Annotated in this window: 18 protein-coding genes; 1 reads left to right on the top strand and 17 read right to left on the bottom strand. The window is 38.5% G+C overall.

What is annotated here, in order from left to right; genetic code table 11:
* Window positions 1-8 precede the first annotated feature (8 nt).
* The 7 genes from LB465_RS04590 to LB465_RS04560 all read right to left on the bottom strand — a co-directional run bounded on the left by LB465_RS04590 (window position 9) and on the right by LB465_RS04560 (window position 6,962).
* Window positions 9-815, bottom strand: coding sequence for an SDR family oxidoreductase (locus LB465_RS04590; protein ID WP_224467542.1), 807 nt, complete (start codon window positions 813-815; stop codon window positions 9-11).
* Window positions 816-821: 6 nt separating this feature from the next.
* Window positions 822-2,009, bottom strand: coding sequence for a mannonate dehydratase (gene uxuA, locus LB465_RS04585; protein WP_224467539.1), 1,188 nt, complete (start codon window positions 2,007-2,009; stop codon window positions 822-824).
* A 64-nt stretch (window positions 2,010-2,073) separates the two neighbouring features.
* Complete coding sequence (locus LB465_RS04580) at window positions 2,074-2,424, bottom strand: cupin domain-containing protein (RefSeq protein ID WP_224467536.1); 351 nt, start codon at window positions 2,422-2,424, stop codon at window positions 2,074-2,076.
* Window positions 2,425-2,429: 5 nt separating this feature from the next.
* Window positions 2,430-3,437, bottom strand: a complete 1,008-nt coding sequence (fbp, locus tag LB465_RS04575) for a class 1 fructose-bisphosphatase (RefSeq protein WP_224467534.1) — start codon at window positions 3,435-3,437, stop codon at window positions 2,430-2,432.
* A gap of 77 nt (window positions 3,438-3,514) precedes the next feature.
* Window positions 3,515-4,300: a rhamnogalacturonan acetylesterase gene (locus LB465_RS04570; protein WP_224467532.1), complete on the bottom strand. Its 786-nt coding sequence runs from the start codon at window positions 4,298-4,300 to the stop codon at window positions 3,515-3,517.
* 36 nt (window positions 4,301-4,336) lie between these two features.
* Window positions 4,337-5,329, bottom strand: a complete 993-nt coding sequence (locus tag LB465_RS04565) for a pectinesterase family protein (protein WP_224467530.1) — start codon at window positions 5,327-5,329, stop codon at window positions 4,337-4,339.
* A gap of 169 nt (window positions 5,330-5,498) precedes the next feature.
* Complete coding sequence (locus LB465_RS04560) at window positions 5,499-6,962, bottom strand: glycoside hydrolase family 28 protein (protein ID WP_224467528.1); 1,464 nt, start codon at window positions 6,960-6,962, stop codon at window positions 5,499-5,501.
* Window positions 6,963-7,310: 348 nt separating this feature from the next.
* Between LB465_RS04560 and LB465_RS04555 the strand changes: the two genes are divergently transcribed.
* Window positions 7,311-8,330, top strand: coding sequence for a LacI family DNA-binding transcriptional regulator (locus LB465_RS04555; RefSeq protein WP_224467525.1), 1,020 nt, complete (start codon window positions 7,311-7,313; stop codon window positions 8,328-8,330).
* Between the two features lie 89 nt (window positions 8,331-8,419).
* Here the strand turns inward: LB465_RS04555 and LB465_RS04550 are convergent, their stop codons facing one another.
* The 10 genes from LB465_RS04550 to LB465_RS04505 are packed head-to-tail and all read right to left on the bottom strand — an operon-like array spanning window position 8,420 to window position 19,401.
* Window positions 8,420-9,604: a Gfo/Idh/MocA family protein gene (locus LB465_RS04550; RefSeq protein ID WP_224467523.1), complete on the bottom strand. Its 1,185-nt coding sequence runs from the start codon at window positions 9,602-9,604 to the stop codon at window positions 8,420-8,422.
* 16 nt (window positions 9,605-9,620) lie between these two features.
* Complete coding sequence (locus LB465_RS04545; RefSeq protein ID WP_224467521.1) at window positions 9,621-11,237, bottom strand: UxaA family hydrolase; 1,617 nt, start codon at window positions 11,235-11,237, stop codon at window positions 9,621-9,623.
* A 16-nt stretch (window positions 11,238-11,253) separates the two neighbouring features.
* Complete coding sequence (locus LB465_RS04540; RefSeq protein WP_224467519.1) at window positions 11,254-12,708, bottom strand: tagaturonate reductase; 1,455 nt, start codon at window positions 12,706-12,708, stop codon at window positions 11,254-11,256.
* Between the two features lie 25 nt (window positions 12,709-12,733).
* A complete protein-coding gene (locus LB465_RS04535; RefSeq protein WP_224467516.1) occupies window positions 12,734-14,023 on the bottom strand; it encodes a TRAP transporter large permease in 1,290 nt (429 codons plus the stop codon).
* On the bottom strand, window positions 14,020-14,487 hold the full coding sequence (locus LB465_RS04530; protein ID WP_224467514.1) for a TRAP transporter small permease: 468 nt from the start codon (window positions 14,485-14,487) through the stop codon (window positions 14,020-14,022). The genes LB465_RS04535 and LB465_RS04530 overlap by 4 nt, the downstream gene beginning before the upstream one ends.
* 5 nt (window positions 14,488-14,492) lie before the next feature.
* Window positions 14,493-15,488, bottom strand: a complete 996-nt coding sequence (locus LB465_RS04525; protein WP_224467512.1) for a TRAP transporter substrate-binding protein — start codon at window positions 15,486-15,488, stop codon at window positions 14,493-14,495.
* Window positions 15,485-16,156: a bifunctional 4-hydroxy-2-oxoglutarate aldolase/2-dehydro-3-deoxy-phosphogluconate aldolase gene (locus LB465_RS04520; protein WP_224467510.1), complete on the bottom strand. Its 672-nt coding sequence runs from the start codon at window positions 16,154-16,156 to the stop codon at window positions 15,485-15,487. Before LB465_RS04520 ends, LB465_RS04525 begins: the two co-directional genes overlap by 4 nt.
* Before the next feature lie 15 nt (window positions 16,157-16,171).
* Complete coding sequence (locus tag LB465_RS04515) at window positions 16,172-17,197, bottom strand: sugar kinase (protein WP_224467508.1); 1,026 nt, start codon at window positions 17,195-17,197, stop codon at window positions 16,172-16,174.
* Window positions 17,197-18,600, bottom strand: coding sequence for a glucuronate isomerase (gene uxaC / locus LB465_RS04510; protein WP_224467506.1), 1,404 nt, complete (start codon window positions 18,598-18,600; stop codon window positions 17,197-17,199). Before uxaC ends, LB465_RS04515 begins: the two co-directional genes overlap by 1 nt.
* A gap of 36 nt (window positions 18,601-18,636) precedes the next feature.
* On the bottom strand, window positions 18,637-19,401 hold the full coding sequence (locus LB465_RS04505; protein ID WP_224467615.1) for an SDR family NAD(P)-dependent oxidoreductase: 765 nt from the start codon (window positions 19,399-19,401) through the stop codon (window positions 18,637-18,639).
* Window positions 19,402-19,410 lie beyond the last annotated feature (9 nt).

The raw sequence follows: 19,410 nt of genomic DNA, 5'->3' as shown, positions 1-19,410 counted from the left end.
TTTAAATTTTACACGCCACTAAAAGCACTAAATCCACCGTCAACGGGCACTACAATTCCGGTTACAAAAGATCCAGAATCACTCGCCAGCCAGTTGGTCACTCCCTGCAATTCTTTGGCCTCCCCAAAACGTTTCATTGGTGTATTTGAAACGATGGTTTCTCCCCTTGCGGTTAAACTTCCGTCTTTATTCAATAATAAATCGCGGTTTTGCTCACCGATAAAAAATCCGGGGGCAATAGCGTTTACGCGAATTCCGTCACCATATTTCTGAGCCATTTCCACAGCCAGCCATTTGGTAAAATTATCTACCGCTGCTTTAGCTGCCGAATAGCCCACCACTCGGGTAATAGCTTGTTGGGCTGCCATCGAAGAAATATTGATAATACTCCCATTTTTGGCATCAGCCATAGGTTTTCCAAAAACATAAGTGGGAAGCACAGTCCCTTTAAAATTCAGGTCGTTGACTTTACTAAAATCATTCAGTGAAAGGTCAAAAAAGTTTTGATCGGGTCCAATGGTGGCTCCCTTCATATTTCCTCCCGCGCCATTAACCAGGATATCAATTTTATTCCAGGCTTTTAAGACTTTATCTTTAGCCTCTTCCAGGCTTTGTTTATCGAGAACATCAGCCACAAGACTCATTGCGGTCCCGCCGGCGTCTTCAATCTCCTTCACGCGTTTTTCAACAGTATCAACAGATCTACCTAGAATTCCCACTTTTACTCCCTGGGCTGCAAGGCCCTGGGCCATGGCACCTCCCAGTACGCCGTTTCCTCCTGTAATTATTGCTACTTTTCCATCTAAATTGAACATTGCTTTTTATTTAAAAGAATTTATAATCCCCGCTTCTAATCCACGTAATTCTGCTAAACCACGCATTCTTCCTATTGCCGAATAACCGGGATAGAATTGTTTTTCCTGATCGTACATCATTTCGTGACCGTGGTCTGGTCGCATCGGTAATGGTCTTCGTCCGTTTTTCTGCTGAAGCTCAAAAAAGGTTTTTACCAGATCATACATTCCGGCGCTGCCTTCTAAATGATTGGCTTCATAGAAGTAATCTGATTTCTCGCGCTGCACCGAACGTAAATGCACAAAATGAATTCGCTCGTAATATTTTGTAATTATTTCGGTCAAATTGTTTTTCGCTGAAGCTCCTAAACTACCACTGCAAAAGGTAAGCCCGTTAGCAGTTGAAGGCACGGCTTTAAACAAAAAATCTAAACCTTCGGCATTGCTTACAATTCGAGGCAAACCAAATACCGACCATGGCGGATCATCTGGATGAATAGCCATATTCACTCCGCTTTGCTCGGCTACCGGAATCACTTCTTTGAGAAAGTATACCAAATGCTCTCGCAATTTTTCAGCAGAAATTCCATCGTAAGCTGCAAGTTCATTTTTTAATTTTTCAATCGTAAAACCTTCTTCATCACCAGGTAGTGCCATCAACATACTGCGTTTCAAAACCTCAAGTTCTTCGCTAGTTTTATCTTCAAAGCGCTTTTTAGCTTCTTTCTGAATTTCTTGAGAATAATCACTTTCAGCATTTTCCCTTTTAAGGATAAATAAATCGAAAACAGCTAGTTCAACTTTATCGTGAAGCAGCGCGGTACTTCCGTCTTCAAGCTTGAATTTCACATTGGTTCTCAACCAATCCAGCACAGGCATAAAATTATAGCAAATGGTTTTTACGCCGCATTTCCCTAAATTCCTGAGGCTAATTTTATAGTTTTCGATAAACTTGTCGCGTTCGGGTTTTCCAAGTTTTATGGCATCGTGCAGGGGCAAACTTTCTACCACGTTCCAGTGTAGCTTGAAGGGATGTTTTTTATTGCTTTCCTCAAGTTCAGCAATCCTTTTTTCAATTTCTTCCACACTCCAGACTTCACCTACCGGAATATGGTGCAGGGCAGTCACTACACCGTGCGCGCCTGCCTGTTTTATCATCTCCAGGCTTACCGCATCCTTTGAGCCATACCATCGCCAACTTTGTTCAAATATCATGTTAGAATATTTTAATTTTAGTCAATTCTTAAGGTACAAAGCTTTTCCAGCTATTATGTGAAATTTATTCTAAAAAGTCTTCGCGCAAGGGACTAAAAATATCGATTAACATTCCAGCTTCCAGGCACTTTACACCGTGTTTTAAATTAGGCTGTACCAAAAATCCATCTCCGGCTTTCAACACTTCCTTATTCCCATCAATAACCACCTCAAATTCTCCTGAAGCAACAAAAGTACTTTGCGAATGAAAATGGCTATGTTCATAACCTATGGCTCCTTCTTCAAATTTTACTTTTACCTGCATAATTTGAGAGTTATGATTAACCAATTGCCTTTGAATGCCTTTTTCTACCGTTTTCCATTCGTTTTCGGCTTCCTTAAAGAATATTTTCTCTTCTGATTTCTGGTTCTTCATAATTATTAGTCATATTTTCTTAAAAATTCTTCAGCTTTCTCCACTAAAACCTTATTCCCGCAGTAAAACGGAACCCTTTCATGCAGCTCTTTTGGTCGAATTTCCATTATTCGCTGGTAACCATTAGTGCTTTTTCCGCCAGCCTGTTCAGTGATAAATGCTATGGGATTGGCTTCGTATAACAGCCGCAATTTTCCTTTTGGGGCAGTGGTTCCTTCAGGATAAAAATATACTCCTCCCATCAGGATATTTCGATGGAAATCGGCTACCAGAGAGCCGGTATACCTAGCCGTGTATGGTCTTTTGTCCTTCTCATCCAATTCCTGCAACCATTTTATAAATTTCTTTACTCCGCGGGGAAAATGAACATAATTCCCTTCGTTAACAGAATAAATATTTCCAAAATCGGGGATTTTCATGTTTGGATGGGATAGAAAAAATGACCCAATACCCGGATCGAAAGTGAAACCGTTTACTCCTTTTCCTGTGGTATAAATTAATAAAGTGGAAGTACCATAAAGAATATACCCCGCTGCAACCTGATTTACTCCCGGCTGTAAAAAATCTTCGAGTTCTACTTTATTTCCAACTTCAGATTTCCTTCGATAAATACTAAAAATCGTCCCAACTGTTATTCCTACGTCGATGTTCGAGGAACCATCCAATGGATCCATAAGCACAACGTATTTAGCGCCCTTATTTATATCTCCATCAAAAGCAATGAAATCTTCCATTTCTTCAGAAACAAGACCGCATATTTCGCCACGATTCCGCAAAGTTTCCACAAAAACATCATTGGCCATAACATCTAGTTTAGCCTGGGATTCCCCCTGAATATTTTCCTGGCCTGCTTTTCCACGAATTTCACTCAGACCCGCTTTGTTTATAGCCTGATTAACCACTTTGCCGGCCAGCCTAATAGAACTGAGCAAACCGCTTAACTCTCCTTTTGCATAGGGAAAATCTTTTTGATTTTCCACAATAAATTCGCCCAGGGTGATATGTCTATCCATAATTGAAAAACTAATTAAGTTATAAAATAATAATTACAGTTAAGTTGTAATTATATTCCCCGGCGTTCAAGCTTCAATTATTTATTATGACCAGAGATTTTCTTTTGCAATACGCTTTCTTTGATAAATGATTTAAATTCTGAATCTAACTTCGCCAATTCTTTTAAGGCCAGGCTTGCCACCAATGTTGCTCCCTCTTTAGAAAGATGGGTGTCATCTGTTTTTCCGTCAGGATAATAATCGTTTTCTCCGGGTGCAAAATGAAGATGCAGATTTTTAGAATCTTCTTCTCCGTAAGAAAGTAATAATTCTTCGGTAGCTCTTTGTAAGTCTACAAACGGAACCTTCAAATCTTCAGCTACTAATCGGACCACCAAAGGGTATTCGCCGTGGGTGTCTACTAAAGTTCCGTGTTCATTAAAATTTCGCCTTACGATAGAGCTAAAAAGTATAGGAGTAGCACCTTTTTCCAGAGTTTCATTTACAAACTTTTCAAGATTACTTCGATAACCCGTAAAAGGATTGGTAAATCGGCTGGGGGCTTTGAATTTCTGATCGTTATGCCCAAACTGAATAAACACAAAATCACCGGGCTGCAACTTTTCTAACACCTTCTCCCATCGACCTTCATCTATAAAACTTTTTGTGCTTCTACCATTTACAGCGTGATTTTCAACCTTAATTTTATTGGTTAATAGTTCGGGTAAAACCTGTCCCCATCCATGTTCAGGATTTTCTTCCGGATCTTTTTTATTAGACATTGTTGAATCGCCAATCAGGTAAAGCGTAGGTTCTTGAGCTTGAAGGCTTATGTGTACTAAACCAAAGCATATAAGTAATATATATGGATTAAAGATTTTCATTTATAGTAATTTATTTCCATTAGATTAAATAAGCAATTACTCTGATGGATTCCAGGAATCTTCACGTTCAAAAATATTAGCAAGGGTATATTTCTTCGATTCTTTCTTACTAAGCTGCCTGGACCAATCTACCCTATTTGAAGTTTCAGCACCGGGACCGGAATTATTGTATTCCGCATAAAAAGTGGTTTTCTGCTTCTCTGGAAACATCTCATCACCTTCCCAGGGATCCCAACCCGCTGAAACAATATGTTCTCCTAATTCAGAATTGATAAAGACGGTTTGCGCATAAGGCCGCCACGGTCTGCCCAGGTAAACTTCATCAACTTCTTCAGCAGCAATAAGTTTACAATTCAAAAATACAAAACCGAATTCCTGATGTGGGGTTGTGGCCGCTGCAGTGATAAAAGAATTCTTCAAACTCTTAATTGTACAATCTTCAAACAAAACTGTAGCCTGCCCGAAAATAAAATCGGTAGTACCTTCTATATAACAATTCTTGTAATATTGTCGGCTACTTCCGGTTGCTACATAAATAGTATCCTGGCAACCTAAAATATTCACATTTTTGCTTACAAATTTATCGCCCTCTACGTGTAAAGCCACAGCCTGGCCTTCCCCGCAAGAGCTATTTCTTACCGTAAGATTTTCGATTTCGATTTCATCGCCTGAAACCAGCAGTGTAAAAGAAGTGAAAGTTGAAAGGGTCTCCCCGGTTATACTTTCTTTTTTTCCTGAATAGTCGTTATTGGTAATAACGGTTTTATCCCGGTCTTCCCCAAATAAACGAAGTTTATGTTTCCAGGTTGGAATCTCCAGTTTTTCATTATAGGTTCCATTTTTAATATAAATTTCAACAAATCCAGGGCCTAAATCCCGAGTGGAATTAATGGCTTCCTGAATTTCGGTAAAATCGCCAGTACCGTTTTTATCTACTGTTATAGATCGGTAAACTTCCTCTACATCTTGAGCTGTTAAGCTAGAAATCAGAAAGAAGAGAGAAAGAAATATTAGTTTTTTCACGTTCATTTAATTTGATTTAATGGTTTAAAATCCAAGTAAGTCTGTCTTAATAATATGGTATAAGGGCGTGCTCAACTTAATGTGCAGACACCTGCACGCCCAAATACCATAATCACACACTGTAAACCACATTTAGATATCTGCATGGAAAAACTAACTAACTAACTAAAACTATTTACTCATTTGTTATTTGCTTACCGTTAATGCTTGTGTTTTTAAATTCTATATCATTAGCATTTTCTATCAAAAGAGGGGTTTCAGCTTTTTTGATAGTGACATTTGTTAAATGAACTCCTGTTACAGGAGACTCTTCTCGCCCTCTAATAAGAATACCATATTCACCACCGTTTTCAACATCTACATTTTCTAAAAATATGTTTCTTATTACCGGCATATGTTCTCCTTCCTGATTATCGTAAATTGCGTAGTGTGTATTTATTTTCAAGACAGCTTCTTTAACCTGACCAACTTTTAAGTTTTTTACATAGATATCTTCGATGGTTCCACCCCGGCGGGTATTGGTTTTTATCCTAATAGCCCTGTCAAGGTTCGGGCTGTTCATTTCACAGTTTCTAACATATACATTGCGAACCCCTCCGGAAATTTCACTACCCATTACCACACCACCGTGACCGTCTTTCATTACACAGTCTTCAACTACAATATTTTCACTGCTTATGCCTACTCGTCTTCCGTCATTATCCCTTCCAGATTTTATAGCAATACAATCATCGCCGGTATCAAAAAGACAATTTTTAATGTGCACATTCTTACTATATTCAGGGTTACAGCCGTCATTATTGGGTCCGTGGCTTTCTACCGTTACACCATCTACAGTTACATTACTAGACTTTGTTGGGTGCATTACCCAGAATGGTGCTTTTATAAATTTCACGTCTTTTATCAATACATTTTCACATTCAAAGGGTTCGAAAAATGGTACACGAAATTGATGACCTTCCCCAAAAACTCGTTCCTCTACAGCAACACCATCTTCAACCATTTTACTCAAGCGCGGCAGGTTGTGTTCATCTCGCTGTTGTGGCTCCCCCTCTTTGTGGCCGTAGCGCTCGGCACCACTCCATGGCCACCAATTTTCATTATCGGCCTGGCCGTTAAAAACACCCTTCCCGGTTACGGCAATATTCTCCTGTTTGTAAGCATAAATCATAGGAGAGTAATTCATAAACTCCATACCCTCATAAGAAGTATGAACTACTGGCAAGTACGCTTTTTTATCTTTTGTGAATAATATTTCACTATTTTCTGCAATATGAAAATTCACATTACTTTTTAAATGAATAGGGCCGGTTAAATATTTCCCTTCCGGAACCAGAACCTTTCCACCACCTGATTCTGAACAAGCTTTAATCGCATCGGCAAAGGCTTCCGTATTATTTGTTTCTCCATCAGCTACGGCACCAAAATCTTTTACGTTGAACACAGTATCCTTAAACTGAGGGACCGTTATATTTTTAATAATTTCATCGGCATTTTGCCAGGCTTTTTCAGATTGACTCAATTCTGAATTTTGAGAGGTTTCAGATTTATCTTTTTTATCGTTCTTACAAGACAACACTATTATACCCATCAGGATTAAGAACAAAATTTTAAACCCACCTTTATTATTTACATTCATATTATTAGTAATTAGCAATATTTGTAATCGATTACACTAAAATATAAAATAAATAACAATCACACTAAAAAGATCAGTAAATTATTAAATTTTAATCGCCCTTAATTAAAAAACCGCCGAATTTTACCAAGAAAAGGTCTGCATTTAAAAATTAATAGACCGTATTTGGAATCGATTACTTCAAATTACTCCATTGCGATTCCATTTCCTAACAAGAAAATCATCAAAAATGGCAGAAGGTTAAAGTTTTTAATTACATTCTTCGCAATTAAAAGCTTTTTTTGAGCTTTTTTTATATTTTCGTAATGCAACAAATTGCACGATTCAAATATTTTCCTACTTATTACTATGAAAGATAAAGTAACTATTTACGATATTTCGAAAAAGCTAAATGTTAGTGCTGCAACGGTTTCCCGCGCCTTAAATAATAATCCAAAAATCAGTTTAAGTACTCGGGAATTGGTATTGAAGACCGCTAAAGAAATGAATTACAAACAGAACCGTTTAGCACAGGCATTAAAAAGCGGGAAGAGTAACAATGTGGGCGTAATTGTGCCTTATATAAATCGTAGTTTTTTCTCATCGGTAATTAGAGGAATTGAAGAAGAACTTACTCCTCATGGGTATCACGTAATTATTTGCCAGACCCATGAAAATTATGAAAATGAAATTGAACAAATTAACACCCTTATCAATACTCAGATAGATGGTATTTTTATGTCGGTTTCCAAGACCACTTTAAATACTGATCATATTGAAAAAGCCTTAGCAGAAGGTACTCCCTTAGTATTTTTTGACCGTAAAAAAGAAGTACCCGGAGTGAGTTCTGTAATAATTGATGACTTTAAAGCCGGTTACATGGCAACACAGCAACTTATTGAGCAGGGTTGCAAGAGAATTGCCCATTTATCTGGCGATCTAAACCTTGAAATTTATAAAAATCGACACGATGGTTATATTAAAGCTTTAGAAGATAATAATCTGGAAGTTGAACCTGATTTTATAATAAAAACCAATAGTAAGATAGAATCGGGAGCATCTGCAATTGAAGAATTATGGAAATTAAAGAAAAAACCCGATGCTATTTTTTCTGCCAGTGATTACACCGCTTTAGGTGCTATTCAGGAACTAAAAAAAATGGGGCTTAAAATTCCAAAAGATGTTTGTGTAACCGGTTTTAGTAATGAACCATTTACAAAATACATGGAACTTCCAATAAGCACCGTAGATCAAACACCCCTCACTATGGGGAAAATTGCTGCACAGGTTTTTCTGGAACAAATGAATGAAAATAAGAAAGTAAGTATTGAAAAGAAAGTAGTCCTCACTCCAGAACTTATTGTTAGAGGTTCTTCTATTAGAAATTAAAAAATCCGTTTTTGGCTTTTTTTTGAATAAATCCCTAGGATAGTTCCGGTTCAGACAAAGTAACTGATTTAAATTATTCTGAGAATTGTTTAAAAGCTTTGTATTTCTACTTCAATTCCCTTCTTTTCTGCAGAAACATAGGCAGAATAAATAGTAGCAATCACATTTGCAGCCAGGTTACTGTCGCTTTCAATAGCTTCTCCAAATGCTGAAGATCTATAAAAAGCTTCCATTTCATGTTGGTATCCATTAAACCAGGCTTCATCTGGAGAAATATTGGACCAGCCCTGTTTAGTGCCGGTTTTTTCTACCACATAAATATCTTTAAAATTCTCATCATCGGGATTGTAGGTTTGCATCGCATTGTTAGGTGTGAGATTACAAATTGTGCGATGATCGTTGGCATGAACTTCCAGGTAGTTTTTTACTCCGCCGTGCAGTAATTCACTGGCTACAATATCGGCCACACTTCCATCTTCAAAAACAATATGCGTAAAAGCGTAATCCTCCACATCGGTATAAGAATCGCGCAAATGGCCTTTATTTTTGAAATTTTCCTGGCGGGTTATAGCGTGGGTTCTACAGGATACAGATTTTGGCCGAATTGGTTTCCCGTTTAGCGCTTTTCCCTCAACCGCTTTTAGATAAAGTGCTCCTGCTAATGGATGACAACCTTTTCCCATCAGCGAGCCACCACCGGATAAATGCCATTTTCCATAATCCTGGGAATGGGAACCGGAATGCGATTGCTGTGCCTGGATCCAATGGATCTGCCCACCGGCTTTTTCAAGAATTTCTCTTTCCTTCTGAATAGCCGGCGCATAAATCCAGTTTTCAGCATACATTACCCGTCCCTTACTTTGCTTTTCAGCATCGAGAATACGGCTAATACTTTCCAGGGCTTTTTTAAGTCCTGTTTCCTTTGAAAAATCATCCCCAGAAAAACCTTCATTTCCTTCCCCAAAATAGCCGGTAAGTGGTTTTTCAATGATGATATCTTTATCGAGTTTCATTACCTCTATAGCAATGCTCTCGTGAGTAACGGGCGGTGTACAAAGATGAATGATATCGGAAGCCTGAATGAGATCTGGTAAAGAAGAAAAGGATTTCAAATCTCTTTCTTCAGCGAAAGATCGAGAATTTAAAGGGGTTTTTGAATAAATCCCTACCACTTCCACATCACAACTAAAAACTCTTTGAATGGCATCGAAATGGAATTTGGCGGCAAAACCCGATCCTATAATCCCTGCTTTTATAGTTTTTTTCCCTGCCATTTTTTAAATGTTTAATCTATAATGAAACCCCTCGTTTCCACGGAATAAAATCGTCCTGATTTAATTGATCGGCTTTAGATTCAACTTCGCCACTGGCAACCTGAATTATGAATTCCAGAATTTCTTCGCCCATTTCTTCTATGGTTTTTTCTCCACGAATTACTCCGCCAGAATCTATATCAATAATATCTGGCATTGTCCTGGCCAGAGTTGAATTGGAAGATACTTTTATTACCGGTGCAACAGGGTTTCCTGTAGGCGTTCCCAAACCAGTAGTAAATACTACCACACTTGCTCCTGCACCTACCATAGCGGTTGTGCTTTCCACATCATTGCCCGGAGTGTTTAAAAGGTTTAAACCTGGTTTTGTAACATAATCGCCGTAGTCCAACACGTCTTCAATTGGAGAAGTTCCTCCTTTCTTGGCAGCTCCAGCCGACTTCATTGCATCGGTAATTAAACCATCTTTAATATTACCCGGAGACGGATTCATATCAAAACCTGATCCTGATGCTATTGCGGCCTTTTCATAAGCCCGGGTAAGTTCAATAAAACGCTCGGCGATTTCATCGGAAACGCAACGGTTCACCAATTCCTGCTCAATTCCGCATAATTCAGGAAATTCAGAAAGAATTGGGGAGCCTTTCAAAGCTGCTAATAAATCTGAGGCATAACCTAGAGCGGGATTTGCTGAAATCCCCGAGAAACCATCAGAACCACCGCATTCCAATCCTAATTTTATTTTTGATAGTGGAGCCGGTTTTCGCTTAATTTCATTTGCTTTCTTAACTTCTGAAAAAGATTCTTTAATAATGGTATCCATCATTTCATCTACCGTTCCCATTTGTTGTTGCTCATAAATTAGAACCGGTTTTTGGATGTCGGGATTAATCCTTTTTAAGGCATTTTTAAAAATATCGATTTGTAAATTCTGACAGCCTAAACTAAGCACTGTTGCACCGGCAACATTAGGATTGTTCACATAACCTGATAATAATCTCGCCAATGAGGCACTATCCTGTCTAATGCCGCCACAGCCGCCCTGGTGGGTGATAAACTTTACTTCTATATTGTCAAAAATTGCACTTTCTTCCGGTTCGTTGTCTAACATAACATCGGAATCCTCACCGTGAATTAATTTTCGAAGTAGCAATCGTTGCCGCGAGGATTTATGAAAAGACAATTCATTTTCAAAAACGTCTTTTAGCTTTTCAATATTTTTATTTTCACAAAATACCAACGGAAAAAATAACCAGACGTTTTTAGTCCCTACCTGCCCGTCTGGACGGTGGTAACCGTTAAAAGTTCTGTCTTTCCACTTAGAAATATCGGGAGCATTCCAGGAAGTAGTTTCTGTTTTTTTATAAGCAGTATTGCTCTCGTGTTTTACATTATTTACCGTGAGAACTTCCCCACGTTTTATAGGCATCATTGCCTTTCCAACAAGAACACCATACATAAATATTTTGTCACCTTCAGCCAGATCTACCAGGCTAAATTTATGTTTGGCTTTAGTATTGGTAACTAATTTTACTTTATCATTTTCAACCTGAATCACGTTATCTTCCCACACGTCTATAAGGGCTACAGCCACATTATCATCAGGATGAACCTTTATCGCTTTCTTTTCCATACTTTTTCTTATTTCTTTACTGCACCCTTAGCTCTTCTGAAAAAACGGAAAAACCTTCTTCTATTCCTTTATTTTCAATTAAATCCAAAGCATAGGCGATATGCTTCTTTAAAACCGGGATTTTAGTAAGGTCTTCCCCCCAGAATTCTTTCTTCTGAAGCACATCCCTGGAAATATCTTTATAACTATGTTGTTCCCATACTTTTTTGAAGAAATCGGTAATTTCTGCATCGTCTTTTACCGGAAGTAACTTGCCTTCCCATTCTCCGCGATAAAACCTGATTAAACAGGCCATAGCGTAAGTGAGACGTAAGGGCAACTCGTTATTTTTATCCTGGTAAGCAATTAAACTTGGTAATACCCGAACTTTAAATTTTGATATAGAGTTTAGGGCTATACTCGCAAGTTGATGTTTAATAAATGGATTCCTAAAACGATCAAAAACCTCATTGGCAAAAGTGTCCAGTTCTTCTTTGCCTAAAGAAAGTGTTGGGTTGATTTCTTCAAAAACAGCTTCCTTAACAAATTCGCCGGTAAAACTGTTGTCTATAGTTTCTTTTACTGTTTCGTTACCATATAATAATGAGAAAGGCACCATTGTAGTATGCGCTCCGTTTAGGATGCGTACTTTACGGGTACGGTAAGGTTGCATATCCTTTACAACCAATATATTTTCATCTATTTTATCAAATGGGATTTTTTGCTTTAATTTTTCGTCACCTTCAATTACCCAAAGCAGAAAAACTTCAGCTGTTACCACAAGTTTATCTTCAAACTCGAGTTCCTTCTGATAATTTTCTATATCATCTTTTGGATATCCCGGAACTATTCGATCTACAAGCGTATTATGAAAACTGTTAGATTGATTGATCCAATCGCTGAATTCCTTTTCCAACTTCCATAAATTGGCATACTTTAAAATAATTTCTTTTAGCGTATCTGCATTATGGTTTATGAGCTCACAAGGAATGATAGTTAGTCCCTTATTTTTATCACCTTTAAAATGTTGAAATCGTTTATAAAGTAAGGCTGTAAGTTTTGCCGGAAAGCTATTATGAGGTGTTCCATCTAACGTATCTTTTTCATCAAAAGATATTCCTGCTTCAGTGGTATTGGAAATAACAAATTGTAATTGCTCCTCTTCCGCAAGTGCCATATATTGCGCATAATCCTCGTAAGGATTTATACCTTTCTGAATACAGGAAATAGTACGCTTTTCCTGAATTTCCTTCCCATTCTTAATTCCTCGCATAAAAAGATTATACAAACCATCCTGGTCGTTGAGCATAGATACCATTCCTGAAGCAATAGGTTGCACCACGGCTACACCGGCATTAAAACCAGCCTGTTCATTGAGCTTATCAATCACATAATCTACAAATGCACGTAGAAAATTCCCTTCGCCAAACTGGACTACTTTTATTGGATGTTCAATATCAATTCCAGTATTTTTTCTGTTTAGTGTTTTCATAATATTAGATTTTCGGAATAATTAATTATTCAAATAAGGCCGGTAACCAAAGGCTGAGCGCCGGGATAAAAGTGATAAGTAAAAGTACAATGGCCATTACCACATAAAGCGGTAACAAGGGCTTAATTACTTTTTGTATGGTTGTTTTAGCAACACTAACACCGATAAAGAGCACCGCGCCTACCGGTGGTGTACATAGGCCAACACATAAATTCATTACCATTATAATCCCAAAATGTACCGGATCTATACCCAGGTTTTCCATTACCGGTAAAAATATTGGCGTAAAAATCAGGATGGCAGGGGTCATATCCATAAAAGTCCCTACAAACAAAAGTAAAAGATTGATTATCAAAAGTATCACAAACTTATTGTCGCTTAAGCCGAGTAAAACCTCACTCACCGATTGTGGGATATTTTCAAAAGACATTACCCAGGACATACTCATAGATGTAGCTATAAGCAACATAACTATGGCTGTTGTTCCAACCGAGCTAAGAAATATATTATACAGCTTTTTCAAATTTAATTGCCGGTATATCCCTGAAAGGATTAGGGTGTACAAAACGGCAATAGCCGAAGCCTCTGTTGCTGTAAATATCCCCGTCACAATACCTCCAATTACTACGATAAGTAAGAATAAACTAGGAAAAGCATCTAAAAAAGTATAGCCAATTCTTTTAAAACTGCTTCTCTCCCCCGGTGGATATTTTTTCTTTTTAATCCATACAGCTGCGGTAAGCATTAGGGCCAGTCCCATCAAAATCCCGGGAATATAACCCGCAAGGAAAAGAGCAGCAATAGATACTCCACCACTGGCCAGGGAATAAACTATGAGGACGTTAGAAGGCGGAATCACCAAACCTGTCGTAGAGGCTGTAACGTTTATGGCTGCACCAAACTCTCTTGAATAGTTTTCTTTCTCCATTCTTGGGCCCAAAATTCCACCAATAGCAGAAGTTGCTGCTACTGCAGAACCTGAAATAGCACCAAAAAGCATTGCCGCAATGACATTTACATAAATTAATCCGCCGGGGAGCGCTCCAATAAGCGCTTTGGCAAAATCTATAAGTTTCGTTGCAATCCCGCCCTGATTCATAATTTGTCCCGCCAGGATAAAAAATGGAATAGCCAATAAGGAGAAACTATCCAAACCTGTTGCCATTCTTTGCGCTACCGTAGTATAAGCTGCCATGGAATCTATGGAAACCAACATGGTGAGTACACAGGATATACCAATAGACCAGGCTACCGGCACCCCAATACTCAGGAGAATTATAAAAGAAATTACCAGTATTAATACTTCTAACATCATACTAAATACTGTTTAGGGTTCAATAGTTCATTTACTTTATAAATTATCACAAGCACTCCACTTATAGGAATAACAGTATAAACTGCTCCAAGGGGAATATTAAGTGCTGCCGAGGTTTGTCCTAGTAAATAATTCAAATAAACCAGGTTACTACCACCAATAACCAGCACCAAAAGACAGAAAAGAATAATAAGCACATTAATTCCCATTCGAAGTTTTATTCGATTTTTCGGGCTTAGTTTGGGAGCTAAAATATCTATGGAAAGGTGTTGTTGCTGGCCAGCTATGAAAGCTGCACCCAATATGCCAATCCATATTAATAAATAACGTGCAATCTCTTCAGTAAACGAACTGGAGGACTGAAGGATATACCTGGAAAACACTTGCCAGGAAACTGCTGTAACCATAACTACCATTAAAAACACTAGCAGCGAGCCTAAAATTTTATCAAGAATTAGTTTCATAATCTTTATTTTACTGCCTGTATGGCGTCAATGATTTTCTTCATTTCCGGGTCTTTGGAAAATTCTTCATACATCGGTTGTACCATTTCCCTAAATTTCTCCTTTTCAGGATATGTTACTTTTACCCCAGCTTCTTGTATTGCTTCCAAGGCTTCTAATTCGGCCTCTCGCCATAATTTTTTTTCATGTTCCGAGGATTCCATAGCAGCCTCTTTGAGCCATACTTTTTCTTCTTCTGATAGTTTATTCCAAACCATTGTACTTATAAGCAACTCATCTGGAAGCGCGGTATGCTCATCTACCATATAAAATTTACACACTTCGTAATGTCTGGACAAATAGAAACTAGGCAGGTTATTCTCCGCCCCATCTACTATTCCCTGTTGTAAGGCCGTGTAAAGTTCGCCCCAGGCAATTGGTGTTGGCGAGCCACCAAGCATTTGCACCATATTCATTGCAGTATTACTTTCCATAACCCGAAGTTTAAGGCCTTCCAGGTCTTCCGGACTATCCATTGGTTCTTTACCGTAAAAGCTTCTACTTCCAGCATCATAAAAGGTTAGACCTTTCAATCGTTTTCCTATCCCATCATTTAAAAGTTTCTCTCCTAATTCACTCTCCAAAACTTTAAACCGATGTTCGCGGTCCCGGAATAAAAAAGGAAGTCCGAAAACCTTTAAACTAGGAATAAAATTCTCTAAAACTCCAGTTGAAACCTTAGTCATTCCCAAACTACCAATTTGAAGGAGTTCCAAAGATTCCCGCTCTGATCCTAATTGCTGATTAGGGTAAATATCAATTTCTATACTGCCATTTGATTTTTCTTTAGCACGCTCTGCCATAAATAGCATCGCTTCGTGCACAGGGTGTGAAGTATCTAAACCGTGACCTAATTTTATAACAGTAACATCCCTTTTTATCGCGTCGCATGCGCTAAGACTGAAAATCACTATGAAACAGAAACTAATTTTTAAAGCACGAAAAAATTGTAAATTTCTCATGACTTCAATTTTTTAACGATTTCAAGGGCCGACTTTACTCTTCTCGATATCTCCTTGTAGTCAAAAGTACCATCTGTATTCTTCTGAAATAATTTTGATCCTATTCCTACGCAGTGGACTCCTGAATCGAACCACTCTTTTAAATTTTCCTCAGAAGGACTAACTCCGCCCGTAGGCATTATACTACTCCAGGGCATTGGTCCTTTAACGGCTTTTACAAACGAAGGCCCGCCAACTTGCGCGCCGGGAAAGATTTTCACAACTTCTGCACCTAATTCCTGCGCATAAGAAATTTCAGTAACAGTTCCACAACCTGGAATCCAGGCTACTTTTCTACGGTTACAGGTTTTGGCCATTTCTGCTTGTACAATAGGAGATACTATAAAATTAGCACCAAGCTGAAGGTATAATGAAGTAGTTCCTTCATCGATAATTGAGCCCACGCCAAGAATCATCCCATCTAATTCTTCGGAAACATATTTATTTAATTCCGCAAAAACCTCGTGAGCAAAATCGCCACGGTTGGTAAACTCAAAAACTCTGGCGCCACCATCATAACAAGATTTTACCACTTTTTTACAAACCTCCAGGTCTTTATGATAGAAAACAGGGACTATGCCCGTTTCCTTCATAACCTGTACTGTATCTATCCTTGTATATTTTGCCATATTTTTTTCTGAATATTATCTTTTAATTCTTCCGCCGGTATTTCCCCGGGTAACTTCCATTACTTCCTCTACACTAACCAGGTTCGCATCTCCTAAAATAGTATGCTTTAGAGCACAAGCCGCATTGGCAAACTCCAGTGTTTTTTGATCATCAAAATGTTGCAAACCATATAAAATTCCGGCAGCATAAGCATCTCCGGTACCAATTCTATCTACAACATCAGTGATTTCAAGTTCTTGGGTAGTTATATATTCGGTACCCGTCCAGGCCTGTCCGTAAATTTTCTGCCAGGAAGCACTAAGACCGGTGCGTACCTTGTCGAAAACCTTTTCGATTGAAGGATACGTTTTCATCAGCTTTTTGCTTGCGTTAATAAATCCTTCTTCGCTAAATTCAAAATCGGTTTTTAGAATTTCATTGATCTCATTCACTCCGCCGATAAAAATATTAGAAAGCCCGGTAAGCTCTGCCAGGACTTCACGGCCTTCCCTGCCATACTTCCATAGATTGCTCCGATATGCCGGATCGGCTGAAACTGTTACTCCTTGTTTTTTAGCTTCTTTAAGTCCTGTCTTTAGCGTTTCATAAGCATTTTGTGAAATTCCGGGAGTGATCCCCGTCCAATGAAAATAGGCGGCATCTTTAAGAATATTCGCCCAGTCTACATCCTCGGGAGAAATATTTGCAAAAGCGGCATTCAGACGGTTATAGGCTATTTGACTAGGGCGCATAGCGGCTCCAACTTCCAGAAAATAAAGTCCCAATGGGTGATCTACTTTTTTTATTGCCGAAACATCTACCCCAAACTGACGGATAAAAGCCAAAGCGGCCTCCCCTACCAAATCATTGGAAACATTGGAAACATGGGTTACTTCCAAGCCAAAATAAGATAGGGATTCCGCAACATTCAGCTCTGTACCGCCAAAGAAAAATTCTAAACTGTCAGCTTGCTGAAGCTTTTTATTTCCAGCAGGAGATAAACGCATCAGCACTTCGCCAAAAGTCACTACTTTCCCTTTATTTTCGCCTGACTTTCCCATTAAAAATCGAAATATTCTTTAGCATTATTATAACTAATATCAGCTACTGTTTTACCAACAAGCTCAATATCGTCGGGTAATTCTCCGCTGGCCATTTCATGGCCAAATAAATTACAAACCACCCTTCTAAAATATTCGTGTCTCGGGTAAGAAAGGAAACTTCTGGAATCTGTAAGCATGCCTATAAAACAGCTCACCAGTCCCATATTGGAAAGGGCATTAAGTTGCTTTATAATTCCGTCTTTTTGGTCTAAAAACCACCAGCCGGAACCAAGTTGTACTTTTCCTTTTATACTGCCATCGTTGAAGTTTCCAATCATCGTGGCAAAAACTTCATTATCTGAGGGATTCAGATTATATAAAATGGTTTTTGTTAATTTATCCTTCCCATCAAGGGTGTCAAGGAATGCTGAAAGATTTTCAGCCTGCTGGTAATCGCCAATAGAATCCCAACCGGTATCCGGGCCAAGCTGGCGCAGCATACGTTTATTATTATTACGTAAAGCGCCTAAATGGAATTGTTGCACCCAGCCAAACTCGTGGTAGGTTTCACCAAGGAACAATAAAATTGCACTTTTAAATTTTTCAGCTTCTAAATCTGAAATATCTTCTCCTTCTCGTTTTTTACTAAAAATCTGATTTACCTCATTTTCAGTAAAGTTCTCCGAGGAAATGAAGTTCAACCCGTGATCACATAACTTGCAGCCATTTTCATCAAAATGCTGAATTCGCTTTCGTAGCGCATTTCGAAGATCTTCATAAGAATCTATCGAGATCTCAGCGACTTCACCTAGTTTATCCAGGTACTCATTATACCCTTCTGCATCAATTAGAATGGATTTGTCAGGGCGAAATGCCGTACTTACCTTTATTTCAAAATCACTTTCTGCTAATTGCTGGTGATATTTTAAAGTATCTACAGGATCTTCAGTAGTACAAACCGTTTCAACATTCATTTGCTTTAAAAGTCCGCGACATGAATTTTCGGGCTGTTGCAATTGCTGGTTTACTTCTTCATAAATTCGCTCGGCAGATTCTTCATTCAATAATTCCTCAATACCGAAGTAGCGTTGCAATTCTAAATGCGTCCAGTGATATAAGGGATTTCTTAAGGTATGCGGCACTGTTTTGGCCCAGGCCATAAATTTCTCCTTATCTGAAGCATCCCCGGTAATAAATTTTTCATCTATCCCCAAAGTTCGCATAGCCCGCCATTTATAATGGTCTCCGGCTATCCATACCTGGGTGATATTTTCATAAACCCTGTCTTCAGCAATTTCTTTTGGAGATAAATGACAGTGGTAATCTATAATTGGCTGCTTTGAAGCATATTTAGTATACAGTTCCTCTGCATATTTATTATCCAGGAGAAAATTGTCTTTTATAAATTTTTCTTTATTCATATTTTTTATTTTTGAAGAGCTTGGTTAAAAGTGATCTTATCGCCCCATCCAGCCACCATCAACCAGCATAACCGATCCATTCATATAATTTCCGGCAGCCGAAGCCAGTAATAAGGTTGGACCCTTAAAGTCTTCCGGCTTACCCCAACGCCCGGCTGGGATTCGTGCTAAAATAGCTTCACTGCGGTCTTGGTCTTCCCTTAAAGCCTGCGTATTATCGGTAGCAATATACCCCGGGGCAATAGCATTTACCTGAATGCCCTTAGCTGCCCATTCATTGGCGAAAGCTTTAGTAAGCTGACCAATCGCTCCTTTAGAAGCAGCATAGCCTGGCACGGTAATTCCGCCCTGAAAAGTAAGTAGCGAAGCCGTGAAAATCACTTTTCCACTTCCGCGTTTTACCATCTCTTTACCAATCTCTCTGGTAAGAATAAACTGTGCGTTTTGATTCACTTCTATTACCTTATCCCAATATTCATCGGGATGCTCAGCAGCAGGTTTTCGCATAATTGTACCCGCATTATTTACTAAAATATCAATCTGACTATTCTCTGACTTTATTTTTTCAATAAACTCATAAAGCGATTTTCTATCGGAAAAATCACATTGATAGCCTTTAAAGCTTCTTCCAATTTCTTTAATACGTTTTTCAATTTTAGAACCTTCCGGATCTAATGAAGCAGAAACTCCCAAAATATCGGCGCCTGCCTCAGCTAAAGCTTCGGCCATAGCGAAACCAATTCCGCGTTTACAACCGGTCACTAAAGCTGTTTTTCCTTTTAAACTAAACATTTCTTCTATCATCTACTC

It is taken from the genome of Salegentibacter lacus, from assembly GCF_020164555.1.
Taxonomy (GTDB): domain Bacteria; phylum Bacteroidota; class Bacteroidia; order Flavobacteriales; family Flavobacteriaceae; genus Salegentibacter; species Salegentibacter lacus.
Note: the sequence above shows the minus strand (reverse complement) of the source record. Positions and strands in the feature narration are given on the sequence as shown.